Genomic DNA, 24,126 nt, shown 5'->3' with positions numbered 1-24,126 from the left:
GAGTGTAAAAGGCCGGTGATCGGCGACCCTCAATCGGGGGTCAGGAACGCCGCACTTCCCGAAGTCTGGGTATCGCGGAGACCAACAGCGCGAGGAGCAGCCCGATCGCCAGGCACCACGCCACCACCGCGACGTCGAACAGGGTGAGCGCGACCGCCCCGAACGCGAGCACGCCCGCCCACAGGTAGATCAGCAGCACGGCGCGGCGCTGGGAGTGCCCGATCTCCAGCAGGCGGTGGTGCAGGTGCATCTTGTCCGCCGAGAACGGGCTCTCGCCGCGCCGGGTGCGCCGCACGATGGCCATGAGCAGGTCGAGCATCGGCACGAACAGCACCGCGGCCACCACGACCAGCGGCGAGAGCAGGCCGAGCACGTCGGTGGCGCGCACCGACTCGTAGTTGATCTTGCCGGAGGCCGAGATGGTGGCCGCGGACAGCATCAGGCCGATCAGCATCGACCCGGAGTCGCCCATGAAGATGCGCGCCGGGTTGAAGTTGTGCGGCAGGAAGCCCAGGCACGCCCCGGCGAGCGTGGCGGCGATCAGCGCGGGCGGGTACGCGCCCACGTCGCCGCCGTTGTTGCCGAGCAGGCCGATGGAGAACACGCAGGTCGCGGCGGCGGCGATGAGGCCGATGCCGGCCGCGAGCCCGTCCAGGCCGTCCACGAAGTTCATCGCGTTGATCATGGTCACGGCCAGCAGCACGCTCAGGATCGCGCCCTGGTTCTGGTCCAGCGACAGCAGCGAGCCGGTGCCCTCGCCGTCGTCGCCCCACGGCACCCAGAACAGCAGCCACTGGAGCCCGAACAGCACCAGGATGCCCGCCGAGGTGACCTGGCCGGCGAGTTTCGTCAGGGAATCCAGCTCGAACCGGTCGTCGAGCACGCCCACCAGGACGATCACGCCGCCGCCCACGATGACGGCGTACGGGTCGTTGGAGAAGTCGAACGCCGACCGCAGCACGGGGAGCTGGTGGGCCAGCAGCATGCCGCCGAGCACGCCGCCGTACATGGCGAGGCCGCCCATCCGGGGCATGGGCTTGACGTGCACGTCCCGGGTGCGGGGGTAGGCGACCGCGCCGATCCGGAACGCCAGCGCGCGGACCAGCCCCACGAGCAGGAAGGTCACGACGGCGGCGGTCAGCGCGACGAGCAGGTACTCCCGGACGGGGAGGACGTTGGAGACGGCAGAGAACTGGCCCACGGCAAACTAGCCCCTCGGGGACGGGGTGTCGGGCGGAGTGGGCACCACGCTACTCCGATCGGGAAGATCCACTAGCGGGCGACCTCGACTTCCACGCCCAGCACCTCGGACACCTCCGACACCGGCACCGCGCCCTCGCGCAGCACGACGGCGTCGGGCCCGGTCAGGTCGACGATGGTGGAGCCGACGTGCTCGGTCGCGGGACCCCCGTCGAGGTAGACGCCGACGTCCTCGCCGAGCTGGTCCCACGCCTCCTGGGCGGTGGTCGCGGGCTGGAAGCCGGACTTGTTCGCGCTGGAGACGGCCATCGGGCCGACGTCGCGCAGCAGCTCGAGGGCGACCGGGTGCAGCGGCATCCGCAGCATCACCGTGCCCCGGGTGTGACCGAGGTCCCAGTTCAGCGAGGGCGCGTGCTGGAGGACCAGCGACAGGCCGCCGGGCCAGAACGCCTCGATCAGCGCGCGCGCCTGGCGGGGCACGCTCAGCACCAGGCCGTCGACGGTGGTCCAGGAGCCGACCAGGACCGGCACCGGCATGTCCGGGCCCCGCCCCTTGGCCTCCAGCAGGTAGCGCACGGCCGTCGCGTCGAACGCGTCGCAGCCGATGCCGTACACGGTGTCGGTCGGCAGGACCACGAGGCGCCCGGAGCGCACCGCGCCCGCGGCTGCGGCGAGACCCGCGGCGCGGTCGTCCTGGACCGCGCAGTCGTAGATCGTGCTCACCCGGTTGATCCAAGCACAGCGCGGAGGAGCCCAGCGGCGGAGGTCACAGACCGGACCGCCGGAGCGGCCCGCCCGCGTCCGCGACCCACCGCCGCCTGCGGTGCGCCAGCACCCACCCGAACACCAGCGCCGCGCCCGCGGCCACGCCGCCCGCCGTCACCGCGGCGCTGTCGACCGCCGCGCCCACGAACGGCAGCACCAGCGCGGCCAGCGCGACGACGGCGGCGCCGGCCGCGGAGCCGGGCGCGACCCAGCACCAGCGCTCGGCGCGGTCCAGCCGGTCGAGCAGGTCCTCGGCGAACGCGGCCAGCTCGGGGTCCGGGCGCAGCTCCAGGACCTCGTGCGCGAGGGCGCGGCACGCGTCGAGCCGCCCGCGGTCGGTGACCACCAGCGCGCCGTCCGCCGCGACGCCGCGCAGCTCGGCGCTGCGGGCGGCCAGGGCGATCGCCAGGTGGTCGCGCAGCACCGGCGACGGTCCGGCGTGGCGCAGCTCGCGGCGCACCCGCTCCACCGCCGTCGCCGCCCGGCCCTCCACGAACGCGTCGGCGAGCGCGGCCCGGGACCGCGCGGCGGCGTCGTCGGCGGGGTCGGTGGGGCGGGCGGCGAGCGCGGCGAGGCGTTCGCGCAGCGCCTCGTGCTCGCCGGGCTGGGGTTCGATCGGGCCGTTGACGGGCACCGCCGGCCCTCCGGTTTACTGCTGCGGACTGGGACCACCAGAGGCTAGCCGCAGGGGGAAGGCACGATGGCGAGGCGTTCCGGAGGCGCCCGCGCCGGGCGCGTCGGCGCGCTGCCGCTGGCGTTCGCGATCACCGCCGCGTACGTGGTGGTGGGCGGCGGCGCGGGCGTGCTGGCCCTGCGCGCGGGCACGCCCGGACCACCGGCCGCGCAGGCGGGCACGACGCCGCGGTTGCCGGTCATCACCACGTCGGGGGCGACCGCTCCCCCGCCGTCGGCCACGGCTCCCGCCGCTTCGACGACCCCGGGCACCACCCCCGCGGCCCCGCCGGGCTTCCGCACCGTGGAGGCGCCGGGGGACCTGGTCACGATCGTGCCGGCGGACTGGGCGGTCGGCCCCGGCACCGTGGCCACGACCCTGGTCGCCACCGCGCCCGACGGGCGGCGGGAGGCCCGGTTCGGCGGCGCGCCGGTGACCGACCCCGGCCGGACGCTGCTGGAGCGCATCACCGCGGCGGCCGCGGACCGGGAGCGCGAACCCGGCCACGCGCGGCTGGGGCTGGCGGGGACCACGATCCGGGGCCACCCCGGCGTGCGGTGGGAGTTCGCGGAGGCCACCGGGCGGGTCGCGGTCGCGTACTGGGAGACGGGCGGCGTCGAGTACGTGGTCTACGCGTCCGGGCCGCCCGAGGTCTGGTCGGACACGCGGGCGCTGCTCACCGCCATGGTCGACGCGGCCCGCCCCTGAACCGGGTCCTTCGAACTCGCCACCGCCCGACCGCAATCGTGCGGATCGGATCCCCGCCGACCGGTCGATCATGTCGGGGTACCGAAGTCGGGCGCCGGCGGGGACCGGGCGCCGGAGGGGGTCGGGGGCACATGGGGCAGCCGGAGCACGGCGACGCGCGCGACGCCGTGGCGGCGGACGTCGCGGCGGGGAACGGCACGGCGGGGAACGGCACGGCGGGGAACGGCACGGGCAACGCCGTCACGGCCACGACCATCGGGACGGTCGTGCAGGCGGGCACCATCCGCGGCGGCGTCACCGGCCAGCGGTACCTGTTCAGCGTCCAGATGCCGCCGGCGGTGCGCAACGCCCTGGTCGCGCTGCTCGTGGCCGCCCTGCTGGCCGGCGGCGCGTACGCCGTGCTGACCTGGGTGGTGCCGCAGTTCGCGCCGACCTACAAGACCGAGTTCCTGGTCGACCTGTCCGGCGCGGGCGCCGCGCCGGAGGACTTCGCCGCGAGCGTCGAGTCCCTGGGCAAGGCGCTGGACAACTCCGGCGACGACGACGCGATCGCGCTGCGCGGCTTCGGCGGCGAGTGCGGCGCGGAGGACAACACGACCCGGCTCGTCGGGTTCGGCAAGGGCAACCGCGACGAGGTGGGCGCCGCCGTGCGCGCCGCGGCGCCGTCCGGCCGGGCGACGCTGCTGCGCGGCGTGGTGGAGGCCACCGCCGACTTCTCGGAGCCGTTCTCGCAGGACGCCAAGCAGGTCAACCGCATCATCGTGGTCACCCGCAACGGGGTGGACGCGTGCGACGACGACCGGGCCTTCGTGGAGGAGGAGATGCGCGACCGGGTCGCCGCCGCCGGGCTGGCGATCGAGTTCCGGTTCGTGGGCTACCAGCTCGACCGCGACCACCGGGACAACCTGGCGAAGCTCGCCACCGGCGCGGACGCGCCGCCGCCGCTGCTGCCCGACTCGCCCGACGAGCTGCGGGCCGCGCTGGAGTGGGTGGCCAACGTCGAACCGGTCCTGCGGTCCGCGCGCCGGGTCGTCGACGTGTTCGACCCCACCGTGGCCAGGCTCAACGAGGCCGCGCGGGCGATCGTGGAGGGCCGCCTGGACGTGGCCGGGCGGGCCGTCGACGACGTCGCACCGGTCACCGCGGACGCCGAGTTCGAGGACCTGCGCGGCCGGGCGCGGACACCGGCCGCGGTCGACCTGCACGCGAAGGCCGTCCAGCTCCGCGACCGGCAGGGCCGCGTCGTCGAGGCGGCGCGGCGGCTGCTCGACGCGGCCCGGTCCGGCACGCCGTTCGGCGAGCGCTTCGAGGAGTTCCAGCGGGCGGCCGAGGACTACAACGCCCAGGTGGACGCGGTCAACGAGGCCCTCGCCGCGCTGCGCGCCACCGGCCCGGGGGCGACCGGGTGAAGCGGGAGCTGGTCGTGGGCGCGGTCGTCGCGGTCGTGCTGGCCGCGTGCGCGGTGACCTACGCGGTGGTGCGCTCGACGCCCGACCACCGGACGACGCTGCTGGTGGACGCCTCCGCGCCGGGCGACGGGTTCGCGGCGGTGGCCGACGCGGTGGAGGCGGTCGCGCACAACACCGGCGGCGGTGACGCGCTGGCGCTGCGCCGGTTCGGCGGGGAGTGCGACGCGGCGGACAACACCGCCGAGGTCGCCGACGAGGCCGGCGAGGTGCCCGGCGCGGTGCGGGGGCTGGTCCCGTCGGGGCGGGCGACGCTGCTCAGCGGGGTGCTGGCGGCCGTCGACGACTTCGCCGGGCCGCTGCCGCCGCGGGGTTCGCAGCGCAACCGGATCGTGGTCGTCTCCACCACCGGGGTCGACGCCTGCACCTCCGACCCCGACGAGGTCTCGCGCGCCATCCGCGAGCGCGTGGCCGCCGCCGGGCTGGAGCTGGACATCCGGGTCGTCGGCCACCGCGTGCCCGCGGACCGGCGCGAATCGCTGGAGCGGCTGGTGGGCGAGCAGGCCGTGACCTTCACCGAGGACGCCGCCGAGCTGACCGAGCAGCTCGACAAGCTGGTCGTGCCCGACTCGCCCGACGCGGCCCGCATCAGCGTGACCGCGCCGCCGGAGCCGGCCGCCTACGCGTTCGTGACGGAGACCCGGCTGGGCGTCGCGCGGGGCGAGCGGGTGGTCGCCGAGGCGGCCGGGCGGTTCGGCTTCTCCAGGCCGGCGTTCACCGAGGACGGCAGGTTCGCCTTCGCCGCCTCGGAGGAGGGCGTCGCCGTGGTCGACGTCGAGGCGGGCGGCAGCCGGGTCGTGGCGTGCGGCGGCTGCCGGTCCGCGGCGCCGGTGGGCGGCAGCCGCATCGCCTGGACCGGGCCGGAGCGGGCCCTGGTCGTGCTCGACCTGGGCGCGCCCGGCGCCCGACCTGCCCCGGTCCGGGCGCTGCCCGGGCGCCGCGTGACGGACCCCGCCTTCCCCCCGGTGCTGGACCTGCCGCCCAAGGTGGTGGGCGGGGGTGAGGGGGTCGCGCTCGTCGCCTCGCCGGACGAGCCGTCGGCCTACGGCGGCCCGGACTCCCTCTACCTGGTCGGCCTCGACGGGTCCGTGCGCGACCTGGGGGTGACCGACGCCAACGTGGGCCTCGACAGCGCCGCCGTCTCGCCGGACGGCCGGACGGTCGCGTACGCGGGCACCTGGCACGGCGGCGCCTGCCAGGAGCCCACGTCGGTGATCGAGGTGGACGCCCCGACCGGCGCTCCCCGGAGCAGCGCCATCGGCGAGCTGCCCGAAGGCGGCGGCTCGACCGCCCGGGACCTCTGGTACGACGACGGGGGCAGGCTGAACGCGGTCTACGCAGGCTGGGCCTGCCCGGCGTCCGGCGGCGACTCCACGCCGGTCCTGCCGGCGGGCCACTGGCGGCTGGACGCCGGCCGGTGGGTCCTGGTGGACGCCGGTCCCCTGCTGGCCTCGCGCCCGATCGGGGACGACGCGCGCCTGGTGATCGCCGAACCCGACGAGTACCTGCGGGTCGGGACGCTCTACGTGGAGTCCGGCGGCCGGCGGACCGCGGTGGCCACCGGGGTCTCGGCGGTCGCGGTGGCCGGCTGATCCCGGCGCGGCGATCCGGCGTCGGGCGACCCGGCGTCAGGCGCGGCGGGCGGTGGCGAAGCGGGGCCGGCCGGTCAGGTCGACGTGGTCGGCCACGTCGGTGAGCACGCGCCGGGCGGAGAGCAGCGCGGGCACGGACTCGCCCTGCGTGTCGTCGTGCTCGATCGCCACGTGACCGCCGGGGCGCAGCAGGCGCGCGGCGACCGTGACCACGTGCCGGATCACGGCCAGCCCGTCCGGGCCGCCGAACACGGCCTGGCGCGGGTCGTGGTCGGCCACCTCCGGCGGCACCTCGGTGCTCTCCGGCACGTAGGGCGGGTTGCACAGCACCAGGTCCACCCGACCGTCCAGGTCGGACAGCAGCCCGGGGTCGGCGACGTCGCCCGCGTGCAGCGTGACGGGCGTGTCGCCGGCGGCCGCGCGGGCGTCGGCGTTGCGGCGCGCCCAGGACAGCGCGGTGGTGTCGCGCTCGACGGCGTGCACGCGCGCGGCCGGCAGGTGGTGCGCCGCGGCCAGCGCCAGCGCGCCCGAGCCGGTGCACAGGTCGACCACGAGCGGGTCCTCGCGCCCCACCGCGGACAGCGCCCAGTCGAGCAGCAGCTCGGTCTCCGGGCGCGGGATGAACACGCCGGGGCCGACGTCGAGGTCGACGCCGCCGAGGTGGGCCCAGCCGGTGATGTGCTGGAGCGGGATGCGCTCCACCCGCCGCAGCACGACCTTGTGCAGGGCGTCCACCACCGGCGGGTCCACCAGCGGGATCAGCGGCAGCCGGGAGCGCTCGACGCCCAGGACGTGGGCGGCGAGCAGCTCGGCGTCGACCCGCGGGCTGTCGACACCCGCGGCGGCCAGCATGCGCTCGGCTTCGAGGATGGCCAGCCGCAGCGGGTGTCGGGTCATGCGCGCAAGGGTAGGCCGTCAGAAGTTGATCATGTGTCCGGCCAGGCCGTGCACCGCCTCCTTGACGGCCTCGCTCAGCGTGGGGTGCGCGTGCACGTTGCGTGCCACCTCGTGCACGGTCAGGTCCCACTGCTGGGCCAGGGTCAGCTCGGGCAGCAGCTCGGTCACGTCCGGGCCGATCATGTGCCCGCCGAGCAGCTCGCCGTACTTGGCGTCGCTGATCAGCTTGACGAAACCGGTGGAGTCGCCCAGGCCGTGCGCCTTGCCGTTGGCGGTGAAGGGGAACTTCGCCACCTGGACGTCGTAGCCCTTCTCGCGGGCCTGCGCCTCGGTGTAGCCGAACGAGGCGATCTGCGGCTGGCAGTAGGTCGCCCGCGGGATCATCGCGAAGTCCAGCTCCATGGTCTCCGCGCCGGCGATGGTCTCCGCCGCGATGATGCCCATGGACTCGGCGGTGTGGGCGAGCATCAGCTTCGCCGTCACGTCCCCGATCGCGTAGATGTTCGACACGTTCGTGCGACCCCGGCCGTCCACCGCGATGGCGCCGCGCTCGGTCAGCCGGACGCCGGTGTTCTCCAGGCCGTAGCCCTCGACGCGCGGCTGGAAGCCGATGGCCTGCATGACCTTGTCGGCCTCCAGGACCTCCTGGTTCCCGTCCTTCGACACGGTGACGCGCACGTTCGACCCGGTGTCCTCGATCGACTCGACCCGCGTGGACGTGCGCACGTCGATGCCGAGCCGCTTGTAGCGCTTGGCCAGCTCGGTGGAGACCTCGACGTCCTCCAGCGGCACCACGCGGTCGAGGAACTCGACGATCGTGACCTTGACGCCGTAGTTGTGCAGCACGTACGCGAACTCGACGCCGATGGCGCCCGCGCCGGCGATGACGATGCTCTCCGGCAGGTCCCGGGTGAGGATCTGCTCCTCGTAGGTCACCACCCGGTCGGACAGGGACGTGCCCGGCAGCAGGCGGGTGGTCGCGCCGGCCGCGATGATCGCGTGCTCGAACGTGATGGTGTCGTCACCCACCCGGATGGTGTTCGCGTCGACGAACTGGCCCCACCCGTTGATCTCGGTGATGTTGTTCTTCTTCATCAGGAAGTGCACGCCCTTGACGCGCCCGTCCGCGACCTTGCGGCTGCGGTCGAACGCCGCGCCGAAGTCGAACTTCACCGAGCCGTCGACCTGGATGCCGTAGGTCTTCTGCTCGTGGGTGAACAGGTGGGCCAGCTCGGCGTTGCGCAGGAGGGCCTTCGACGGGATGCAGCCCACGTTCAGGCACACCCCGCCCCAGTAACGCTCCTCGATGACAGCGGTCTTCAGGCCCAGCTGGGCCGCGCGGATCGCGGCGACGTACCCGCCTGGCCCCGCACCGAGGACCACGACGTCAAAGTGTGCGCTCATGGGCACAACACTAGGCGCGGAGCTGATCCGAGAAGAACTCGATGGTGCGCCGCCACGCGTCGGCGCGGGCCGCGGCGGTGGCGGCCGGCGTGCCGCCCGTGGCGAACCGGACGCCCGGTCCCGGCACCACCACGTCCGTGGTCGGCCGGTGCGGCGCGCCCGCGATCAGGTGCCCGGCGTCCGGGTACACCACGTGCTCGTACCGGAACGGGTGGTTGTGGGACTTCAGCCGTTGGTGTGCGACCTCGCTCAGCTCGCGGCACGGCCACGACCGGTCGTCACCGGCTGAGAGGAGCAACACACCGCCGTTGATCCGTTCGACGGGGATCTCGGTGTCCTCGGGGACACCGTCGGTGAGGTCGAACGCGAGGCCCAGCGGCACCGGCTCGCCGTTGACCACCGCCGACCGCAGCTCCGCCGGCACCGAGTACGGCAGGTACGGCAGCGGGCGGCCCTCGAGCGTCCAGGACGAAGCCTCGTGCTCCAGCTTCTGCAGCAGCCGGTGGCCGGGACCGACGCACTGCGTCACGACACCGCTGCCCACCACGCTCACCACGGCCTTGACCTGCGGGAACGTCGCACCGAGCAGGAGCGCCAGCTCACCGCTGCGCGACCCGCCGACCAGGCCGACGCGGTCGCCGAGCAGGTCCAGGGCCGGCGCGAAGTACTCCAGGGGGATTTCGACCAGGTCCGCCGGCACGCCCTCGACGCCGAAGTAGGCCAGGGCCAGCGCCGCGAACCCGTGCCCCGCGAGCAGCGCGGCGTCGGACTCGTGCAGGCCGCCCTCGGAGCCACCGAGCACCACCACGCCGGGGTGCGGCCCGCCGCCGACCGGCTCGAACAGCACGCCGACCAGGCCGTCCTCCCGGACCTCGGTGCGCTTGACGCCCTCCGGCTCGGCCAGGCGCCCGACCTCGACGCGGCCCACGCCGTCGACCTCGACGACCGTGGCGTCCCGGGGTTCCGCGCCGGTCGGCGCCATCGCCCAGAACAACCCCATCGGGTCAACGCCGGAGTAGTCGCCCGAGATCGGCGCGTGCCTGGTCAGGTCCACCACGCCGCGCTCGTCGGCCCGGAACCCGGCCTCGGCGGCGCGGTCGCCCGTGGACGCGCGCACGGTCACGACCCGGTCCGGTTCGAGGCCCACCACGCGGACGTCCAGCGCCGTGTCGAGCGGGGCGCTGATCGGGTCCACCAGGATCTCGGCCATCGCGCGCACCTCTCATCCGGTCACCCGCCGGCGAGCCGCTCCGCCCGGTCGGCCGCCGCGAGGGCGTCGAGCACCGCGTCCAGGTCGCCGTCGAGCACTTGGTCCAGGTTATGGGCTTTGTACCCGACGCGGTGGTCGGAGATGCGGGATTCCGGGAAGTTGTAGGTGCGGACGCGCTCGGAGCGGTCCACGGTGCGGATCTGCGAGCGCCGGGCGTCCGACGCCTCCTGCTGCTGCTTCTCCTCGGCCAGCGCGGTCAGCCGGGCCTGGAGCACCTGCATGGCGCGGGCCTTGTTCTGGAGCTGGCTGCGCTCGTTCTGGCAGGACACCACGATGCCGGTCGGCAGGTGCGTGATGCGCACGGCCGAGTCGGTGGTGTTGACGCTCTGGCCGCCCTTGCCCGACGAGCGGAACACGTCGACGCGCAGGTCGTTCTCGTCGATCTCGACCTCGACGTCCTCGGTCTCCGGGAAGACCAGGACGCCCGCGGCGGAGGTGTGGATGCGGCCCTGCGACTCGGTGACGGGCACGCGCTGCACGCGGTGCACGCCGCCCTCCCACTTCAGGCGGGACCAGACGCCGTCCGGGCCGTCGCCGCGGCCCTTGATGGCGAGCGTGACGTCCTTGAAGCCGCCCAGGTCGGAGTCGGTGCCGTCGAGGACCTCGGCCTTCCAGCCGTGGCGCTCGGCGTACCGGACGTACATGCGCAGCAGGTCGCCCGCGAACAGGGCCGACTCCTCGCCGCCCTCGCCGGACTTGATCTCCATGACCACGTCGGCGCCGTCGTGGGGGTCGCGCGGGAGCAGCAGCTCGGTCAGGCGCGACTCCAGGGCGGGGATGCTGCCGGCGAGCTGCTCGGCCTCCTCCGCGAACGTCGGGTCCTCGGCGGCCAGCTCCCGGGCGGTCTCCAGGTCGGCCCGCGCCTGCTCCAGCTCGCGGGCCGTCTTCACGATCGGGGTCAGCTCGGCGTAGCGCTTGCCGAGCTTGCGCGCGCCCGCCTGGTCGGCGTGCACCGAGGGGTCGGCGAGCCTGGTCTCCAGCTCGGCGTGCTCGGCCAGCAGGGCGTCCAGCGTCACGGTCTTGCTCCGGGTCTCTCGGGGGTGTCTCTCAGCGGTGTCTGGAGACGACAACGGCGCCCACCCACGTGCCGGGGTGGACGCCGTTCTGGCAGCTACTTGGCGCGCTTGCCGTAGCGGGCCTCGAAGCGCGCGACCCGACCACCGGTGTCGAGGATCTTCTGCTTGCCCGTGTAGAACGGGTGGCAGTTCGAGCAGACCTCGACGTGGATGGCGCCGGACGACTTGGTGCTGCGGGTGGTGAAGGTGTTGCCGCAACCGCAGGTGACCTCGGTCGTCACGTACTCGGGGTGAATGCCGGTCTTCAACGTCTCGTCCCTTTCCTCGGTGGCCGCCGGGTCCTCGTCGGTTGGTGGTCGTGCTGCGAGGTGAACCGGAGCCGGACTCGACCCGACAGTGTGCCAGATCGGCTGACGTGCACTGCAACGCGTGCCTGTGCGTGGTTGTTCCCGTGGCCGGGTTCACTACCGCTCGGCGATGGCGGCCGACCTTTCGGCGCAGCGGGTGACCGCTGGCCTACGGACCGTGGGTGCGCCGTTGCCCGAACGCCACACTTGGGCCCGTGCTGTGCGCTGCCGGACGCCCCCTGCGCTTGTCGACGTGGCTGGCCGTGCCGTTCCTGTTCGGCGGAGCCGTCCTGGGCCTCACCGGCCTGAGCGGCCTGCTGCTGGGCACGACGGCCCCCTTGACCCTGTCCAGCCCCCTGTTCGGCGCGGGCGTGGCCGTGGCGGTGGTCGCCTCCACCGCGGTCGCCTGGACCGCCCGCTGGCAGCGGACCTGGCTGCGCTGGCCCTACCTGACCGCCGTGATGTGCCTGGGCGTGGCCACCGACGACTTACCCCTCCCCCTGCTCCCCACCCTCTTACTGGGCCTCCCCTCCCTGACCCTCCTGATCACCCACTACTTCCGCGAACGCCGCCGCCCCGCCGCCCCACCCTGCTAACCACCCCGCGTGTCCTCCACTCAGACACCGCGTGTCCTCCACTCAGACATCGCGAGTCGTACGTTCAGGACCACCGTGTCGTACGTTCGCGCACCCTGAGTTCAGCACTCACGTCACCCCGACGGGCCTCCGGCCTGTCCTGAACGTGCAACTCGGGGGTTCTGGACGTACGACTCGCGGTGTCTGGGCGTACGACTCGCGATGCTCCGGTGGAGGACACGCGGTGTCGGAGTGGAGGACACGCGGGAATGGCAAGGCCCGCCCGTGGGACGGGCGGGCCTTGGTGGGTGGGACGGGTCAGTCGTTGTCCGCGCCCGGGGTGGTCTTCGCCACCTGCATCAGGAACTCGATGTTGGTGCGGGTCTTGCGCAGGCGGTCCAGCAGCAGGTCGATGGCCTGCTGGCCGTCGAGGGCGTGGAGCACCCGGCGGAGCTTGTGCATGACCGCGAGCTCGTCGGGCGAGAGCAGCAGGTCTTCCTTGCGGGTGCCGGACGAGTCGACGTCCACCGCCGGGAAGGTGCGCTTGTCCGCGATCTTGCGGTCGAGCTTCAGCTCGGCGTTGCCGGTGCCCTTGAACTCCTCGAAGATCACGCTGTCGCCGGCCGAACCCGTCTCGACCAGGGCGGTCGCGATGACCGTCAACGAGCCGCCGCCCTCGATGTTGCGGGCCGCGCCGAGGAACCGCTTCGGCGGGTACAGCGCCGTCGAGTCGACACCACCGGACAGGATGCGGCCGGACGCCGGCGCCGCCAGGTTGTAGGCACGACCCAGGCGGGTGATGGAGTCCAGCAGCACGACCACGTCGTGACCCATCTCGACCAGGCGCTTGGCCCGCTCGATGGCCAGCTCCGAGATCGTGGTGTGGTCCGACGGCGGCCGGTCGAAGGTGGAGGCGATGACCTCGCCCTTCACCGACCGCTGCATGTCGGTGACCTCTTCCGGGCGCTCGTCCACCAGCACCACCATCAGGTGGCACTCGGGGTTGTTCTTCGTGATCGCGTTGGCGATCGACTGGAGCACCGAGGTCTTGCCCGCCTTCGGCGGCGACACGACCAGGGCGCGCTGGCCCTTGCCGATCGGCATCACCAGGTCGATGACGCGCGTGGTGAGGATGTGGGGCTCGGTCTCCAGGCGCAGCCGCTCGTTCGGGTAGAGCGGGGTCAGCTTGGTGAAGTCCGGCCGGTTGCGCGACTCCTCCGGGTCCAGGCCGTTGATCTTGTCGACCCGGACCAGGGGGTTGAACTTCTGCCGCTGCTGCTCGCCGTCGCGGGGCTGGCGCACCGCGCCGATGATCGCGTCACCGCGCCGCAGGCCGTACTTGCGGACCAGCGAGAGCGACACGTAGACGTCGTTCGGCCCGGCCAGGTAGCCCGACGTGCGGACGAACGCGTAGTTCTCCAGCACGTCCAGGATGCCCGCGACCGGCAGCAGGACGTCGTCGTCGCGCACCTCGGTGTCGGTGCCGCCGCCACCGGTCTCGCCGCGGCCACCGCGCCTGCGGCGGTCGCGGAAGCGACGGCCCCTGCGGCCGCCCTCGTCGTCGCCGTCGTCGTCGGGGGCGTTCGACCGGTTGCGGTCGTCGCGGTCGCGGTCGCGATCGCGGTCACGCCCGCGGTCACGGTCGCGGTCGCCACGGCCACCGCGGTCACCGCGCTCGCCCCGGTCACCGCGGTCGCCGCGGTCCTGCCGACCGCCGCGGTCACCGCGGTCACCCCGGTCGCCCCGGTCACCGCGCTCGGGCCGGTCACCGCGCTCGGGCCGGTCACCGCGCTCGGGCCGGTCACCGCGCTCCTGGCGCTGTTCGCGCTGCTCACCGCGCTCGGGCCGGTCCTGCTGGGGGCGCTCGACCGCGGGCGCCGCCTGCTGCGGCTGGACCTCGGCCGGTGCGGCCTGCGCGACGGGAGCCTCCGGGCTGCCGGCGGGCCGGTTGGCCGAACGGCGGCGGCGGCTGCCCCGGCGCCCGCCGTCCTCCTCGCCCTGCCGCTCGACCACGTCGAGCTGCTGCTGGGTGGGCTTCTCCACGGGCTTCTCGGCGGGCTTCTCCACGGGCGCGGGCGCCTCGGCGGGCTTCTCCGCGACGGGCGCCTTGGCGGCGGGCGCGGCGGCCTTCTTCTCGGCCTTCGGCGGCGTCGCGGCGCTGCCCCGACCGGAGGTGCCGCCCTGCCGTTCCTTGATCGCCGCGATCAGGTCGCCCTTGCGGAGCCCGGCGGTCCCGGTGATGCCGAGCTGACCCGCGAGCTCACGCAGCTCGGCCAGCACCATGCCGGAGAGTCCGGCGCGCTTGCGCGGCGGGGCGCTGCCGTTCGTAGGGGTGGTCAGAGCGTTCTCCTCGGCTCCGGAACTGGCGGTGTTGGGAGCAGCAGGAGCTTCGCTGCTCAGCACATCGGTGTTGCTCACACATGTCCTTCCTGACCGGACCGCGCCTCCTACGCGGCCCAGCGGACCTGCCGTCCGACGGAACGCGGACCGGCAGTTTCGCCCCGGCGCAGGCGGACTTCGTCGGCGCGGAACGCGCGCGAACGGCGGAGCCCTCCGGTACGGGACTTTCGGTCACACGGCGAGCGGGTGCCTTCCAGCGCCAACCCCGTCCATCCGGCACAGGGCCAAGTCACTGGAGGAATGCGATCCGGAACGAACGTCCGGGCACCACACCGGCGCCCGTGCGCGCGGTGACTGATGGCCCCGAGGGTAGACGCCGCTCCGGTCGGGTGCAACAACCGACGCGCGGCGCGTCGCATCACTCAGCCGAGTGGCGCAACGCACACCCCGCCCAGGTCAACCGGCACCCGGCGCGCCTCGAACCCCTCCAGGTCCACCCCGGCCGGCAGCTCGCCGCCCGCCGGCAGGGCCAGGACCGTGGGTCCCGCCCCGGACACCGCCGCCGCCACCCCGGCCTCCCGCAGCGCCCGCACCAGGCGGGACGTCGCGGGCCACGCGGGCTCCCGGTACGGCTCGTGCAGCCGGTCGTCCAGCGCGGTGACCAGCAACGACGGGTCGGTCGAGAGCGCGTGCACGGCCAGCGCCGCCCGGGACGCGGCGAACGCGGCGTCCCCGTGCGGCACCTCCGGCGGCAGCAGCCCGCGGGTCACGTGCGTGGACGACTCCCCGGCCGGCACCAGCACCACCGGCGACACGCCCGGGTGCGGGTCCACACGCACCGCGCGGTACCGGTCACCCTCCGTCCAGGCGATCACGACGCCGCCGAACATGCTGGCCGCGGCGTTGTCGGCGTGGCCCTCGAACTCCGCGGCGAGTTGCAACGCGGTCGTGTCCAACTCGCGACCGGCGAGCCCGTGCGCCGCCGCCACGCCCGCCACGATCGCCGCCGCCGACGAGCCGAGGCCGCGGGCGTGCGGGATCGCGTTGCGGCACGTCAGCCGCAGGCCGGGCACGTCGAGGCCGAGGTGGTCGGCCGCCGCGCGGAAGGCCCGCACGACCAGGTGCCGCTCGTCGGTGGGCACGCCCGCCGCGCCCTCGCCGCCGACGAGGACCTCCAGCCCGGCCGGCACGACCTCGAAGTCCAGCTCGTCGTGCAGGCCCAGGGCCATGCCGAGGGTGTCGAAGCCGGAACCGAGGTTCGCCGTGGAGGCGGGCACCCGCACGCGGACGCCCACCCGGGTCCGCGTCCCGGCGGGCCGGACGCCCGTCACCCCAGCTCCAGGGCGGTGGCGACGGCGCCCGGGTCCACCGGGACCGGCTCGACCTCGGACATGCCGAGCAGCGCCGTGTCGGGGTCCTTGAGGCCGTGGCCGGTGACCGTGCACACGACCGTGGACCCCGCGGGCAGCCTGCCGTCGGCGGCGGTGGCCAGCAGGCCGGCCACGCTGGTGGCGGACGCGGGCTCGACGAAGATGCCCTCGGTGGCCGCGAGCAGCCGGTACGCCTCGAGGATCTTCTCGTCGGTCACCGCCTCGAACAGCCCGCCGGACTCCTCCTTGGCCGTGACCGCGCCGGTCCACGACGCGGGGCTGCCCACCCGGATGGCGGTCGCGATGGTCTCGGGGTTCGCCACCGGCTCGCCCAGCACCAGCGGCGCGGCGCCCGCGGCCTGGAACCCGAACATGCGGGGAGCCGAAGCGATGACGCCGTCCGCGACGTAGTCCGAGTAGCCGCGCCAGTACGCGGTGATGTTGCCCGCGTTGCCGACGGGCAGGCAGTGCACGTCCGGCGCGCGGCCGAGCACGTCGCAGATCTCCCACGCGGCGGTCTTCTGGCCGACCAGCCGGACCGGGTTGACCGAGTTGACCAGGGTGATCGGGTACTCGGCGGCGGTCTTGGCGGCCAGTTCGAGGCAGTCGTCGAAGTTGCCGTCGATCTGGAGGATGCGCGCGCCGTGCGCCACGGCCTGCGCCAGCTTGCCCAGCGCGATCTTGCCGCGCGGCACGAGCACGGCCGCCCGCAGTCCCGCCTTGGCCGCGTAGGCCGCCGCGGACGCCGAGGTGTTGCCGGTCGAGGCGCAGATCACGCCCTGCACGCCGCTGGCCAGCGCGTGCGTCATGGCCACGGTCATGCCGCGGTCCTTGAACGAGCCGGTCGGGTTCGCGCCCTCGACCTTGACGTGCACCTCGCAGCCGGTGAGCTCGGACAGGTGCTCGGCGTGCACCAGGGGGGTGCCGCCCTCGTGGAGGGTGATCACCCGGGCGCCCTCGGGCAGCCCGATCCGGTCCGCGTAGGCGTGGATGATGCCGGGCCACCCGGGCCGCACGCCTGCTTGGATCGTCATGTCTCTTCGCCTTCCACCCGCATCACGCTGACCACTTCCCTGACCACGGGCAGCCCGCCGATTTTGTCCACGGTCGACCGCAGTGCCGCGTCGGTCGCGGCGTGGGTGACGACCACCAGGCTGGCGTCGTCGACCCGCCCCTCCTGCCGCACCGCCGCGATGCTCACGTCGTGCTCCGCGAACACCGCCGCGACCTGCGACAACACGCCCGCCCGGTCGGCGACGTCGAGGCTGATGTGATAACGCGTGGGGGTTTGCCCCATTGGCCGCGAGGGCAGGCCCGCGTAGGCCGACTCGCGCGGGCCGCGCCCGCCCAGCACCAGGTTGCGGGCCACGGCGACGAGGTCGCCGAGCACCGCGCTGGCCGTGGGCGCGCCACCGGCGCCCTGGCCGTAGAACATCATCTCGCCGGCCGCGTCGGCCTCCACGAACACCGCGTTGAACGCGCCGTTCACGCTGGCCAGGGGGTGCGACCTGGGGATCATGGCGGGGTGCACGCGCACCGAGACCGACTCCTGGCCGTCCTCGGTCACGCGCTCGCAGATCGCCAGCAGCTTCACGGTCCGGCCCAGCGCCCTGGCCGCGGCGATGTCGGCCGCGCTGACCGAGGCGATGCCCTCGCGGTGCACGTCGGCGGCCGTGACGCGGGTGTGGAACGCCAGCGACGCCAGGATCGCGGCCTTGGACGCGGCGTCGAACCCGTCCACGTCGGCGGTCGGGTCGGCCTCCGCGTAGCCCAGCCGGGTGGCCTCCTCCAGCGTCTCGCCGTAGCTCGCGCCGGTGGAGTCCATGCCGGAGAGGATGAAGTTGGTGGTGCCGTTGACGATGCCCATCACCCGGGTGATGCGGTCGCCCGCCAACGACTCGCGCAGCGGCCTGAGCAGCGGGATCGCGCCCGCCACGGACGCCTCGAAGTACAGGTCGGCGCCCGAGGCGTCGGCGGCCGCGAACAGCTCGGCCGAGTGCTCGGCCAGCAGCGCCTTGTTCGCCGTCACCGCGGACTTGCCCGCGCGCAGCGCGTCGAGCAGCAGCGTCCGGGCGGGCTCGATGCCGCCGATGACCTCGACGACCACGTCGACGTCCGAGGCGACCAGGGCCGCCGCGTCGGTGGTCAGCAGGTCGGCGGGCACCTCGCGGTGCTTGTTCGGCTTGCGCACCGCGATGCCGGCCAGCTCCACCGGCGCGCCGACGCGGGCGGCCAGGTCGGCCGCCTGGTCGGTGAGCAGCCGCACCACCTCGGTGCCGACGGTGCCGCAGCCCAGCAACGCGACCCTGATCGGCTTATGGCTAGGCACGTCATACCTCCAGGCGGAACAGGTCTTCCTCGGTCTCCCGGCGCAGCAGCAACCGGGGTTCCCCGTCCAGCACGGCGGCGAGCGCGGGTCGGGGCAGCCGGTTGTAGCCGCTGGCCATCGAGTAGCAGTAGGCGCCGGTCGCGGCCACCGCGATCAGGTCGCCGGGCGCGAGGTCGCCGGGCAGCCAGCAGTCGCGCACCACCACGTCGCCGGACTCGCAGTGCTTGCCGACCACGCGGCACAGCACCGACCCGGCGTCCTCGCCCGCGGCGCGGGACACCAGCCGGCAGTCGTAGACGGCGTCGTAGAGGGCGGTGCGGATGTTGTCGCTCATGCCGCCGTCGACGCTGACGTAGCGGCGGGTGGCGCCCGCGTCCAGCTCGACGTCCTTGATGGTGCCCACCTCGTACAGCGTCACCGTGCCGGGGCCGACGATGGCGCGGCCGGGCTCGACCGCGATCTTCGGCACGGGCAGGTCGGCGTGCTCGCACTCCTTGGACACGATGTCGTGGAGCTGCCGCGCCAGCTCGGCGGGCGGCGGCGGGTCGTCGTCCGGGGTGTAGGCGATGCCGAGGCCGCCGCCGAGGTCGATGGTGCCGACCTGGTCGAGGACGGCGTCGCCGTGCTCGTCGCGCAGCTCGGCGAGCAGCCCGACGACCCGCCGGGCGGCCACCTCGAAGCCGCTGGCGTCGAAGATCTGCGAGCCGATGTGGCTGTGCAGGCCGATCAGCCGCAGGCCCTGGGCCTTGAGCACCCGGCGGGCGGCCTCGGCGGCGTCGCCGGAGGACAGCGAGAAGCCGAACTTCTGGTCCTCGTGCGCGGTGGCGATGAACTCGTGGGTGTGGGCCTCGACACCGACGGTGACCCGGATCATCACCGGCTGCACGCGGCCGCGCTCGCGGGCGAGGTGGTCGAGCCGGGCGATCTCGTGGAACGAGTCGAGCACGACCGCGCCCACGCCCGCGTCGACCGCGGCGGCCAGCTCGGCGACCGACTTGTTGTTGCCGTGCAGCGCGATCCGCTCGGGCGGGAAGTCCGCGCGCAGCGCCACGGCCAGCTCGCCGCCGCTGCACACGTCGATGCTCAAGCCCTCCTCGGCGACCCACCGGGCGACGGCCACGGAGAGGAACGCCTTGGACGCGTAGTGCACCTGGGCCGGGTCGCCGAACGCCCGCGCGTGGTCGCGGCAGCGGGAGCGGAAGTCGGCCTCGTCCATCACGAACAGCGGGGTGCCGTGCTCCTCGGCGAGCCGCCGCACGTCGACGCCGCCGAGGCGGACCACGCCGTCGTCGCCGCGCTCGGCGTTCCGGGGCCACACGTTCGGGTGAAGTCGGTCCAGTTCCGCGGGCGTGGTCGGGCGCCGGCCCGCCGTGTTCGCCGGGACCAGGACGTCGGCGTGCCGGGGACCGGCCGGGTGCGCGCGCATCACATCCGCTCCGGGGCGGTCACGCCCAGCAGGCCCAGGCCGTTGGCGAACACCTGGCGCGTGGCCTCGACCAGGCGCAGCCGGGCGCGGTTCAGCTCGGTGGTCTCCTCGTCACCCCGCGGCAGCACCCGGCACACCTCGTAAAAGCGGTGGTAGGTGCCCGCCAGCTCCTCCAGGTAGCGCGCCACGCGGTGCGGTTCGCGCAGCTCACCGGCGGTGGCCACGACGCGCGGGAACTCGCCGATGGTGCGGACGAGGTCGCCCTCGCGGTCGTGGGTGAGCAGGTCGAGCGCGTCGCCGGGCGTCACGCCCAGCTCCGCGGCGTTGCGCAGCACCGACGACAACCGCGCGTGCGCGTACTGGACGTAGAACACCGGGTTGTCGTTGCTGCGCTTGCGCAGCAGGTCCAGGTCGATGTCCAGGGACGAGTCGACCGACGACCTGGTCATGGCGTACCGGGCGGCGTCCACGCCCACCGCGTCCACCAGGTCCTGCATGGTGATCACGGTGCCCGCGCGCTTGCTCATCCGCACCGGCTTGCCGTCGCTGACCAGGTTCACGAGCTGGCCGATCAGCACCTCGACCGAGTCCGGGTCGTCGCCCAGCGCCGCGGCGGCGGCCTTGAGCCTGCCGATGTAGCCGTGGTGGTCCGCGCCCAGCATGTAGATGCACAGGTCGAAGCCGCGCGACCGCTTGTCCACCAGGTAGGCGATGTCGCCCGCGATGTAGGCCGGGTCACCGTCGCTCTTGATGACCACGCGGTCCTTGTCGTCGCCGAACTCGGTGGACCGCAGCCACCACGCGCCGTTCTCGAAGTAGAGCGCGCCGGAGGACTTGAGCTGGTCGACGGCCTTGGTCACCGCGCCCGACTTGTGCAGCGAGTCCTCGTGGAAGAAGACGTCGAAGTCGGTGCCGAAGTCGTGCAGGTCCCGCTTGATCTCCTCGAACATGAGGTTCACGCCGATGCGGCGGAACACCTCGGCCGGGTCCTCCGAGGTCAGCGCGCCGGGCTCCTGCCGCAGCACCTCGGCCGCGATGTCGCCGATGTAGCCGCCCGCGTAGCCGTCCTCGGGCGCGGGCTCGCCCTTGGCGGCGGCGATCAGGGACCGGACGAACCGGTCGATCTGCGCGCCCGCGTCGTTGAAGTAGTACTCGCGGGTCACCTCGCCGCCGTTGAACGCCAGCACGCGGCCCAGCGCGTCGCCGACCGCTGCCCAGCGGGTGCCGCCCAGGTGGATGGGGCCGGTCGGGTTCGCCGAGACGAACTCCAGGTTGATCCTGCGCCCGGCCAGCGCCGCGCCGCGGCCGTAGTCGGCGCCCGCGGCGACCACGTCGCGCACGATCGCGCCCTGCGCGTCGGCGGCCAGGCGCAGGTTGAGGAAGCCGGGACCGGCCACCTCGACCGAGGAGATGGCATCGGTCGAGGTCAGCGCCTCGGCGAGCCACGTGGCGAAGTCCCTGGGGGTCACGCCGACCTTCTTGGCGGTCTGGAGGGCCACGTTCGTCGCGTAGTCGCCGTGCTCGGGGTTGCGGGGGCGTTCGATCGTGACCGCTGTCGGCAGGGCGGCGGGGTCGAGCCCGCGGGAGGACAACACGTCCACGGCCGTCGCACGGACCAGTTCAGCTAGCGCAGCGGGAGTCACCCGGCAAGTCTAGGGAAGCGTTCCCGCTGGTCTCGACTGGGATACTCGTCCCGATCAGTGAGAAGGGCAACTGTGAACGGCGACCCTCGGTGACAGGGAGTTGACGGTGATCCGACACCGGGTCCCTACACTGGCCCGCGGCATGGGCGTATGACGAGACTGAGGCGGACATGACCAGCGGCAAGAAGACTAAGGCCGCGCGCTCCAGCGTTGCGGCGGCGCGCTCCTCGGTGGTGGCGAAGAAGCCCAAGCCCTGGGGGACCATCCTGGCGGTGGTCGTCGTGCTGGGCCTGGCAGCGGGCGTGTTCGGGTACGCGTACGTGCAGATCGACGAGAAGAACGATCGTGAAGCGGCCCTCGCCAGGTGGAACCCGTCCGAGGAGAACAAGGACCCCTCGGACCAGATCCAGGGCGTGCTCAAGAAGGAGTACGAGGCGGGCAAGCACGTCACCGCCGACCAGCGGGTCGCCTACGACATCTCCCCGCCCATCGGCGGACCGCACGACGGCGTCTGGGCGGTGTGCTCGGGCGTGGTCTACGAGACCCCGGTGCGCACCGAGAACATGGTCCACGGCCTGGAGCACGGCGCCGTGTGGATCGCCTACAACCCGGACCAGGTGACCGGCGAGGCGCTGGACAAGCTGCGCGCCAAGGTCGACGGCCAGCAGTTCACGATGATGTCGCCGTACCCCGGCCTGGACAAGCCGATCTCGCTGCAGTCGTGGGGCCACCAGCTCAAGCTGGACAGCGCCGACGACGAGCGCATCGACCAGTTCATCCAGGCACTGCGCCGCAACCAGTTCACCTACCCCGAGGTCGGCGCGACCTGCGACTCGTCCACGTTCGACGTGACCAACCCGCCGGCGTTCGTGGCCGAGCCCCCGGGCCCGGACGCGGTGCCGATGGACGGCGGCACGACCGACACGAGCGAGACCGGCGGCACCGAGGGCGCGACCGACGCCCCCGCCTCCGACGCCCCGGCCGCCTCGGACGCGCCGAGCGCTCCCCCGTCGAGCTGATGAACGAACCCGAACAGCGGCACGGCTCCACCGCGACCCGAGTGGTCGTCCTCTCGGTCGCGGTGGTCGCCGTGCTGCTGCTCGGCGCGGCGGTCGGCCTGCTCATCCAGCTCCCTGGCCGGGACGGCACGTCGGTCCCGGCCGCCGACTCCGTCGACGTCGGCTTCGCGCAGGACATGGCCGTGCACCACCTCCAGGGCGTCACGATGGCCAACCTCGCCCGGGACAAGACGGCGGACCCCGCCATCGAGCAGCTCGCCTTCGACATCCAGTCCACCCAGTTGGAGCAGGTGGGCCGGATGAAGGGCTGGCTGACCTTCTGGGGCCGGCCGGAGCAGTCGGTCGACGGCACCTACATGAAGTGGATGGAGGGGTCGGACCACGCGCACGGCGGCGACGCGGCGTCCGCCGCCACCACCGGCCTCATGCCCGGCATGGCGACCTCCGAGGAGCTGAACCGCCTCCGCCGCCTCACCGGGACCGAGTTCGACGTGTACTTCCTCCAGCTCATGCTGCGCCACCACCAAGGCGGCGCCCCGATGGCCGAGTACGGGGCGCGGAACGCGACCCAGCCGGTCGTGCGCACGCTCGCCGACAACATGCTGCGGTCGCAGCGCGGCGAGAGCGAGCTGATGGAGAAGATGCTCCGCGAGCGCGGCGCCGCCCCGTTGGAGGGCTGAGCCCCCGACCGGGACCCCGGCGCGGCGTTCACCGCCACGGGTGAACCTTCCGCGCACGGGGCAGGCGTTGTGTCCAGCGCGGCACCTGCCCCGTGCGGCACGGTCGGGAAGGGACCACGTCCCCCGTACTCCCTTCCCGACTCCCCGGTGCCACATCGGAAGGACACCCATCCTCCAGGAGGAGGTGTGGTAACGCTACGTCATTACCGGCCGGTTCACACCTACGACAATTGAGTGAATCAGCAGGTGAGCAAAATTCACCTATTCTCGGAGAGTGATCATCCGCGCCGGTCGAACACCAGGTCCCGCGCCGATCGCAACCCCATCGCCACGGCGCCGCTGAGCACCGCGTCGTCGCCCAGCTCCCCCGCCACCACCTCCGGCACGAACGGCGTCAGCCGGCGCAGCGCGGCGCCCAGCGGCTCCAGCAGCAGGTCGGCGCTGCGGCCGATGCCGCCGCCGAGCACCACCAGCTCCGGGTCGATCACCGCCACCACCGAGGCCACCGCGAACGCCAGCCGCCCGGCCTCGTCGCGCACCGCCGCCAGCGCCCGCTCGTCGCCGGACCGCGCCGCGGCGAACACGTCCCGCGCCGACCGCGCGACCAGCCCGCGCTCCCCGGCCAGCGCCACCACCGACCCCGCCGCCGCGGCCGCCTCCACGTGCCCGCCCTCCGGCGACCAGGGCAGGTAGCCGATCTCGCCCGCCGCGCCGTGCGCGCCCCGGAACAGCCGGCCGTCCACCACGATGCCCATGCCGATCCCGGTGCCGACGGAGACGCAGACGAACACCTCCGCGCCCCGCGCCGCGCCCTGCGCCTGCTCGCCCACCGCGGCCAGGTTCGCGTCGTTCTCCACCAGCAGCCCGGCGCCCAGCGCGTCCTCCAGGTCCTCCAGCAGACCGGGCCGCTCCAGGCCGGGCACGTTCGGCGCGTGCCGCAGCGTGCCGCCGCGCGGGTCGGGCACGCCGGGCAGGCCGACCACCTTCACCACCAGGTCGTCCAGCGCCAGCCCGGCGTCCGCCGCGGCCCGCGAGGCCACCTCCGCGACCGCCTTGACCAGCGCGGGCGCCGACCGGCAGCGGTTGCGCTCGTCGACCCGCGCGATCACCCGGCCGGCCAGGTCCGCCACCGCGGCCCGGATCCGCTGCCGGCCGACGTCCACGCCCAGCACGTGCCCGGCCGCCGGGTTCGGCTCGTAGACCACGGCGGACCGGCCGGGGCCCGCCGTGGTGCGACCGATGGCGCGCACCAGGCCGTGCTGCTCCAGGTCGAGCAGCGCCTGGCCGACGGTCGGCTTGGACAGCCCCGTCTCCCGGGCGATCTGCGGCCTGGTCGCCGGTCCGCCCGCGCGCAGCCGGTCGAGCACGGCGCGCTGGTTGAGCACGCGCATACCGGCCGGGGTGCC

At 73.9% G+C, this 24,126-nt stretch carries 21 protein-coding genes; 6 read left to right on the top strand and 15 right to left on the bottom strand.

Translation table 11 applies throughout. The features are described 5' to 3' along the window. Window positions 1-40: 40 nt before the first annotated feature. From ACFV4N_RS06695 to ACFV4N_RS06685, 3 genes are all read right to left on the bottom strand, one after another. A complete protein-coding gene (locus ACFV4N_RS06695; RefSeq protein ID WP_499671510.1) occupies window positions 41-1,201 on the bottom strand; it encodes a glycosyltransferase family 4 protein in 1,161 nt (386 codons plus the stop codon). Between the two features lie 71 nt (window positions 1,202-1,272). Further along, window positions 1,273-1,923 (bottom strand): L-threonylcarbamoyladenylate synthase, encoded by a 651-nt coding sequence (locus tag ACFV4N_RS06690; RefSeq protein ID WP_499671509.1) that lies wholly within the window; start codon window positions 1,921-1,923, stop codon window positions 1,273-1,275. A 43-nt stretch (window positions 1,924-1,966) separates the two neighbouring features. Beyond that, window positions 1,967-2,599, bottom strand: coding sequence for a hypothetical protein (locus ACFV4N_RS06685; RefSeq protein WP_499671508.1), 633 nt, complete (start codon window positions 2,597-2,599; stop codon window positions 1,967-1,969). Window positions 2,600-2,665: 66 nt separating this feature from the next. On the opposite strand from ACFV4N_RS06685, the gene ACFV4N_RS06680 reads away from it, so the two are divergent. The 3 genes from ACFV4N_RS06680 to ACFV4N_RS06670 all read left to right on the top strand — a co-directional run bounded on the left by ACFV4N_RS06680 (window position 2,666) and on the right by ACFV4N_RS06670 (window position 6,404). After that, a complete protein-coding gene (locus ACFV4N_RS06680) occupies window positions 2,666-3,346 on the top strand; it encodes a hypothetical protein (RefSeq protein ID WP_499671507.1) in 681 nt (226 codons plus the stop codon). Window positions 3,347-3,477: 131 nt separating this feature from the next. Continuing rightward, window positions 3,478-4,755 carry a vWA domain-containing protein gene (locus ACFV4N_RS06675; RefSeq protein ID WP_499671506.1) on the top strand — a complete coding sequence of 426 codons (1,278 nt, stop codon included), beginning with the start codon at window positions 3,478-3,480 and terminating at the stop codon, window positions 4,753-4,755. Then, window positions 4,752-6,404 (top strand): hypothetical protein, encoded by a 1,653-nt coding sequence (locus ACFV4N_RS06670; protein ID WP_499671505.1) that lies wholly within the window; start codon window positions 4,752-4,754, stop codon window positions 6,402-6,404. Before ACFV4N_RS06675 ends, ACFV4N_RS06670 begins: the two co-directional genes overlap by 4 nt. A gap of 36 nt (window positions 6,405-6,440) precedes the next feature. Here the strand turns inward: ACFV4N_RS06670 and prmC are convergent, their stop codons facing one another. From prmC to rpmE, 5 genes are all read right to left on the bottom strand, one after another. After that, entirely contained in the window at window positions 6,441-7,301 is an 861-nt protein-coding gene (gene prmC, locus ACFV4N_RS06665; protein ID WP_499671504.1) for a peptide chain release factor N(5)-glutamine methyltransferase, read from the bottom strand. 18 nt (window positions 7,302-7,319) lie between these two features. Beyond that, window positions 7,320-8,705: a dihydrolipoyl dehydrogenase gene (lpdA, locus tag ACFV4N_RS06660; protein WP_499671503.1), complete on the bottom strand. Its 1,386-nt coding sequence runs from the start codon at window positions 8,703-8,705 to the stop codon at window positions 7,320-7,322. A 10-nt stretch (window positions 8,706-8,715) separates the two neighbouring features. After that, window positions 8,716-9,915 (bottom strand): acyl-CoA thioesterase/bile acid-CoA:amino acid N-acyltransferase family protein, encoded by a 1,200-nt coding sequence (locus ACFV4N_RS06655; protein WP_499671502.1) that lies wholly within the window; start codon window positions 9,913-9,915, stop codon window positions 8,716-8,718. A 20-nt stretch (window positions 9,916-9,935) separates the two neighbouring features. Continuing rightward, complete coding sequence (gene prfA / locus ACFV4N_RS06650; RefSeq protein ID WP_499671501.1) at window positions 9,936-10,991, bottom strand: peptide chain release factor 1; 1,056 nt, start codon at window positions 10,989-10,991, stop codon at window positions 9,936-9,938. Window positions 10,992-11,086: 95 nt separating this feature from the next. Further along, window positions 11,087-11,299 (bottom strand): 50S ribosomal protein L31, encoded by a 213-nt coding sequence (gene rpmE, locus ACFV4N_RS06645; protein ID WP_306747265.1) that lies wholly within the window; start codon window positions 11,297-11,299, stop codon window positions 11,087-11,089. A gap of 254 nt (window positions 11,300-11,553) precedes the next feature. Between rpmE and ACFV4N_RS06640 the strand changes: the two genes are divergently transcribed. After that, window positions 11,554-11,934 (top strand): hypothetical protein, encoded by a 381-nt coding sequence (locus ACFV4N_RS06640; protein WP_499671500.1) that lies wholly within the window; start codon window positions 11,554-11,556, stop codon window positions 11,932-11,934. A gap of 297 nt (window positions 11,935-12,231) precedes the next feature. On the opposite strand, the gene rho is transcribed toward ACFV4N_RS06640, so the two are convergent. From rho to argS, 6 genes are all read right to left on the bottom strand, one after another. After that, window positions 12,232-14,331 (bottom strand): transcription termination factor Rho, encoded by a 2,100-nt coding sequence (gene rho / locus ACFV4N_RS06635; RefSeq protein WP_499671499.1) that lies wholly within the window; start codon window positions 14,329-14,331, stop codon window positions 12,232-12,234. 344 nt (window positions 14,332-14,675) lie between these two features. After that, a complete protein-coding gene (thrB, locus tag ACFV4N_RS06630; RefSeq protein ID WP_499671498.1) occupies window positions 14,676-15,584 on the bottom strand; it encodes a homoserine kinase in 909 nt (302 codons plus the stop codon). Further along, entirely contained in the window at window positions 15,581-16,657 is a 1,077-nt protein-coding gene (gene thrC / locus ACFV4N_RS06625) for a threonine synthase (protein ID WP_499671497.1), read from the bottom strand. The genes thrB and thrC overlap by 4 nt, the downstream gene beginning before the upstream one ends. Further along, window positions 16,654-17,952 carry a homoserine dehydrogenase gene (locus ACFV4N_RS06620; protein ID WP_499671496.1) on the bottom strand — a complete coding sequence of 433 codons (1,299 nt, stop codon included), beginning with the start codon at window positions 17,950-17,952 and terminating at the stop codon, window positions 16,654-16,656. Before ACFV4N_RS06620 ends, thrC begins: the two co-directional genes overlap by 4 nt. Before the next feature lies 1 nt (window position 17,953). Next, window positions 17,954-19,378 carry a diaminopimelate decarboxylase gene (gene lysA, locus ACFV4N_RS06615; protein WP_499671495.1) on the bottom strand — a complete coding sequence of 475 codons (1,425 nt, stop codon included), beginning with the start codon at window positions 19,376-19,378 and terminating at the stop codon, window positions 17,954-17,956. After that, window positions 19,378-21,021 carry an arginine--tRNA ligase gene (gene argS, locus ACFV4N_RS06610; RefSeq protein ID WP_499671494.1) on the bottom strand — a complete coding sequence of 548 codons (1,644 nt, stop codon included), beginning with the start codon at window positions 21,019-21,021 and terminating at the stop codon, window positions 19,378-19,380. Before argS ends, lysA begins: the two co-directional genes overlap by 1 nt. A gap of 170 nt (window positions 21,022-21,191) precedes the next feature. On the opposite strand from argS, the gene ACFV4N_RS06605 reads away from it, so the two are divergent. Beyond that, window positions 21,192-22,040 carry a thioredoxin-like domain-containing protein gene (locus tag ACFV4N_RS06605; protein ID WP_499671493.1) on the top strand — a complete coding sequence of 283 codons (849 nt, stop codon included), beginning with the start codon at window positions 21,192-21,194 and terminating at the stop codon, window positions 22,038-22,040. After that, window positions 22,040-22,720 carry a DUF305 domain-containing protein gene (locus ACFV4N_RS06600; protein WP_499671492.1) on the top strand — a complete coding sequence of 227 codons (681 nt, stop codon included), beginning with the start codon at window positions 22,040-22,042 and terminating at the stop codon, window positions 22,718-22,720. The genes ACFV4N_RS06605 and ACFV4N_RS06600 overlap by 1 nt, the downstream gene beginning before the upstream one ends. Window positions 22,721-22,998: 278 nt before the next feature. Here the strand turns inward: ACFV4N_RS06600 and ACFV4N_RS06595 are convergent, their stop codons facing one another. After that, window positions 22,999-24,111, bottom strand: a complete 1,113-nt coding sequence (locus tag ACFV4N_RS06595; protein ID WP_499671536.1) for an ROK family transcriptional regulator — start codon at window positions 24,109-24,111, stop codon at window positions 22,999-23,001. Window positions 24,112-24,126 lie beyond the last annotated feature (15 nt).

Origin of the sequence: Actinosynnema sp. NPDC059797 (assembly GCF_042732085.1) — a bacterium.
Lineage (GTDB): Bacteria > Actinomycetota > Actinomycetes > Mycobacteriales > Pseudonocardiaceae > Actinosynnema.
The sequence above is the reverse complement of the archived record's forward strand: the minus strand, read 5'-3'. Positions and strand labels throughout refer to the sequence as shown.

Coding starts and splice junctions, on each gene's coding strand:
- ACFV4N_RS06595 (WP_499671536.1), bottom strand. CDS start 24,111: ATGCGCGTGCTCAACCAGCGCGCCGTGCTCGACCGGCTGCGCGCGGGC.
- lpdA (WP_499671503.1), bottom strand. CDS start 8,705: ATGAGCGCACACTTTGACGTCGTGGTCCTCGGTGCGGGGCCAGGCGGG.
- ACFV4N_RS06675 (WP_499671506.1), top strand. CDS start 3,478: ATGGGGCAGCCGGAGCACGGCGACGCGCGCGACGCCGTGGCGGCGGAC.
- ACFV4N_RS06600 (WP_499671492.1), top strand. CDS start 22,040: ATGAACGAACCCGAACAGCGGCACGGCTCCACCGCGACCCGAGTGGTC.
- ACFV4N_RS06680 (WP_499671507.1), top strand. CDS start 2,666: ATGGCGAGGCGTTCCGGAGGCGCCCGCGCCGGGCGCGTCGGCGCGCTG.
- ACFV4N_RS06655 (WP_499671502.1), bottom strand. CDS start 9,915: ATGGCCGAGATCCTGGTGGACCCGATCAGCGCCCCGCTCGACACGGCG.
- ACFV4N_RS06605 (WP_499671493.1), top strand. CDS start 21,192: ATGACCAGCGGCAAGAAGACTAAGGCCGCGCGCTCCAGCGTTGCGGCG.
- prmC (WP_499671504.1), bottom strand. CDS start 7,301: ATGACCCGACACCCGCTGCGGCTGGCCATCCTCGAAGCCGAGCGCATG.
- lysA (WP_499671495.1), bottom strand. CDS start 19,378: ATGCGCGCGCACCCGGCCGGTCCCCGGCACGCCGACGTCCTGGTCCCG.
- thrC (WP_499671497.1), bottom strand. CDS start 16,657: ATGACGATCCAAGCAGGCGTGCGGCCCGGGTGGCCCGGCATCATCCAC.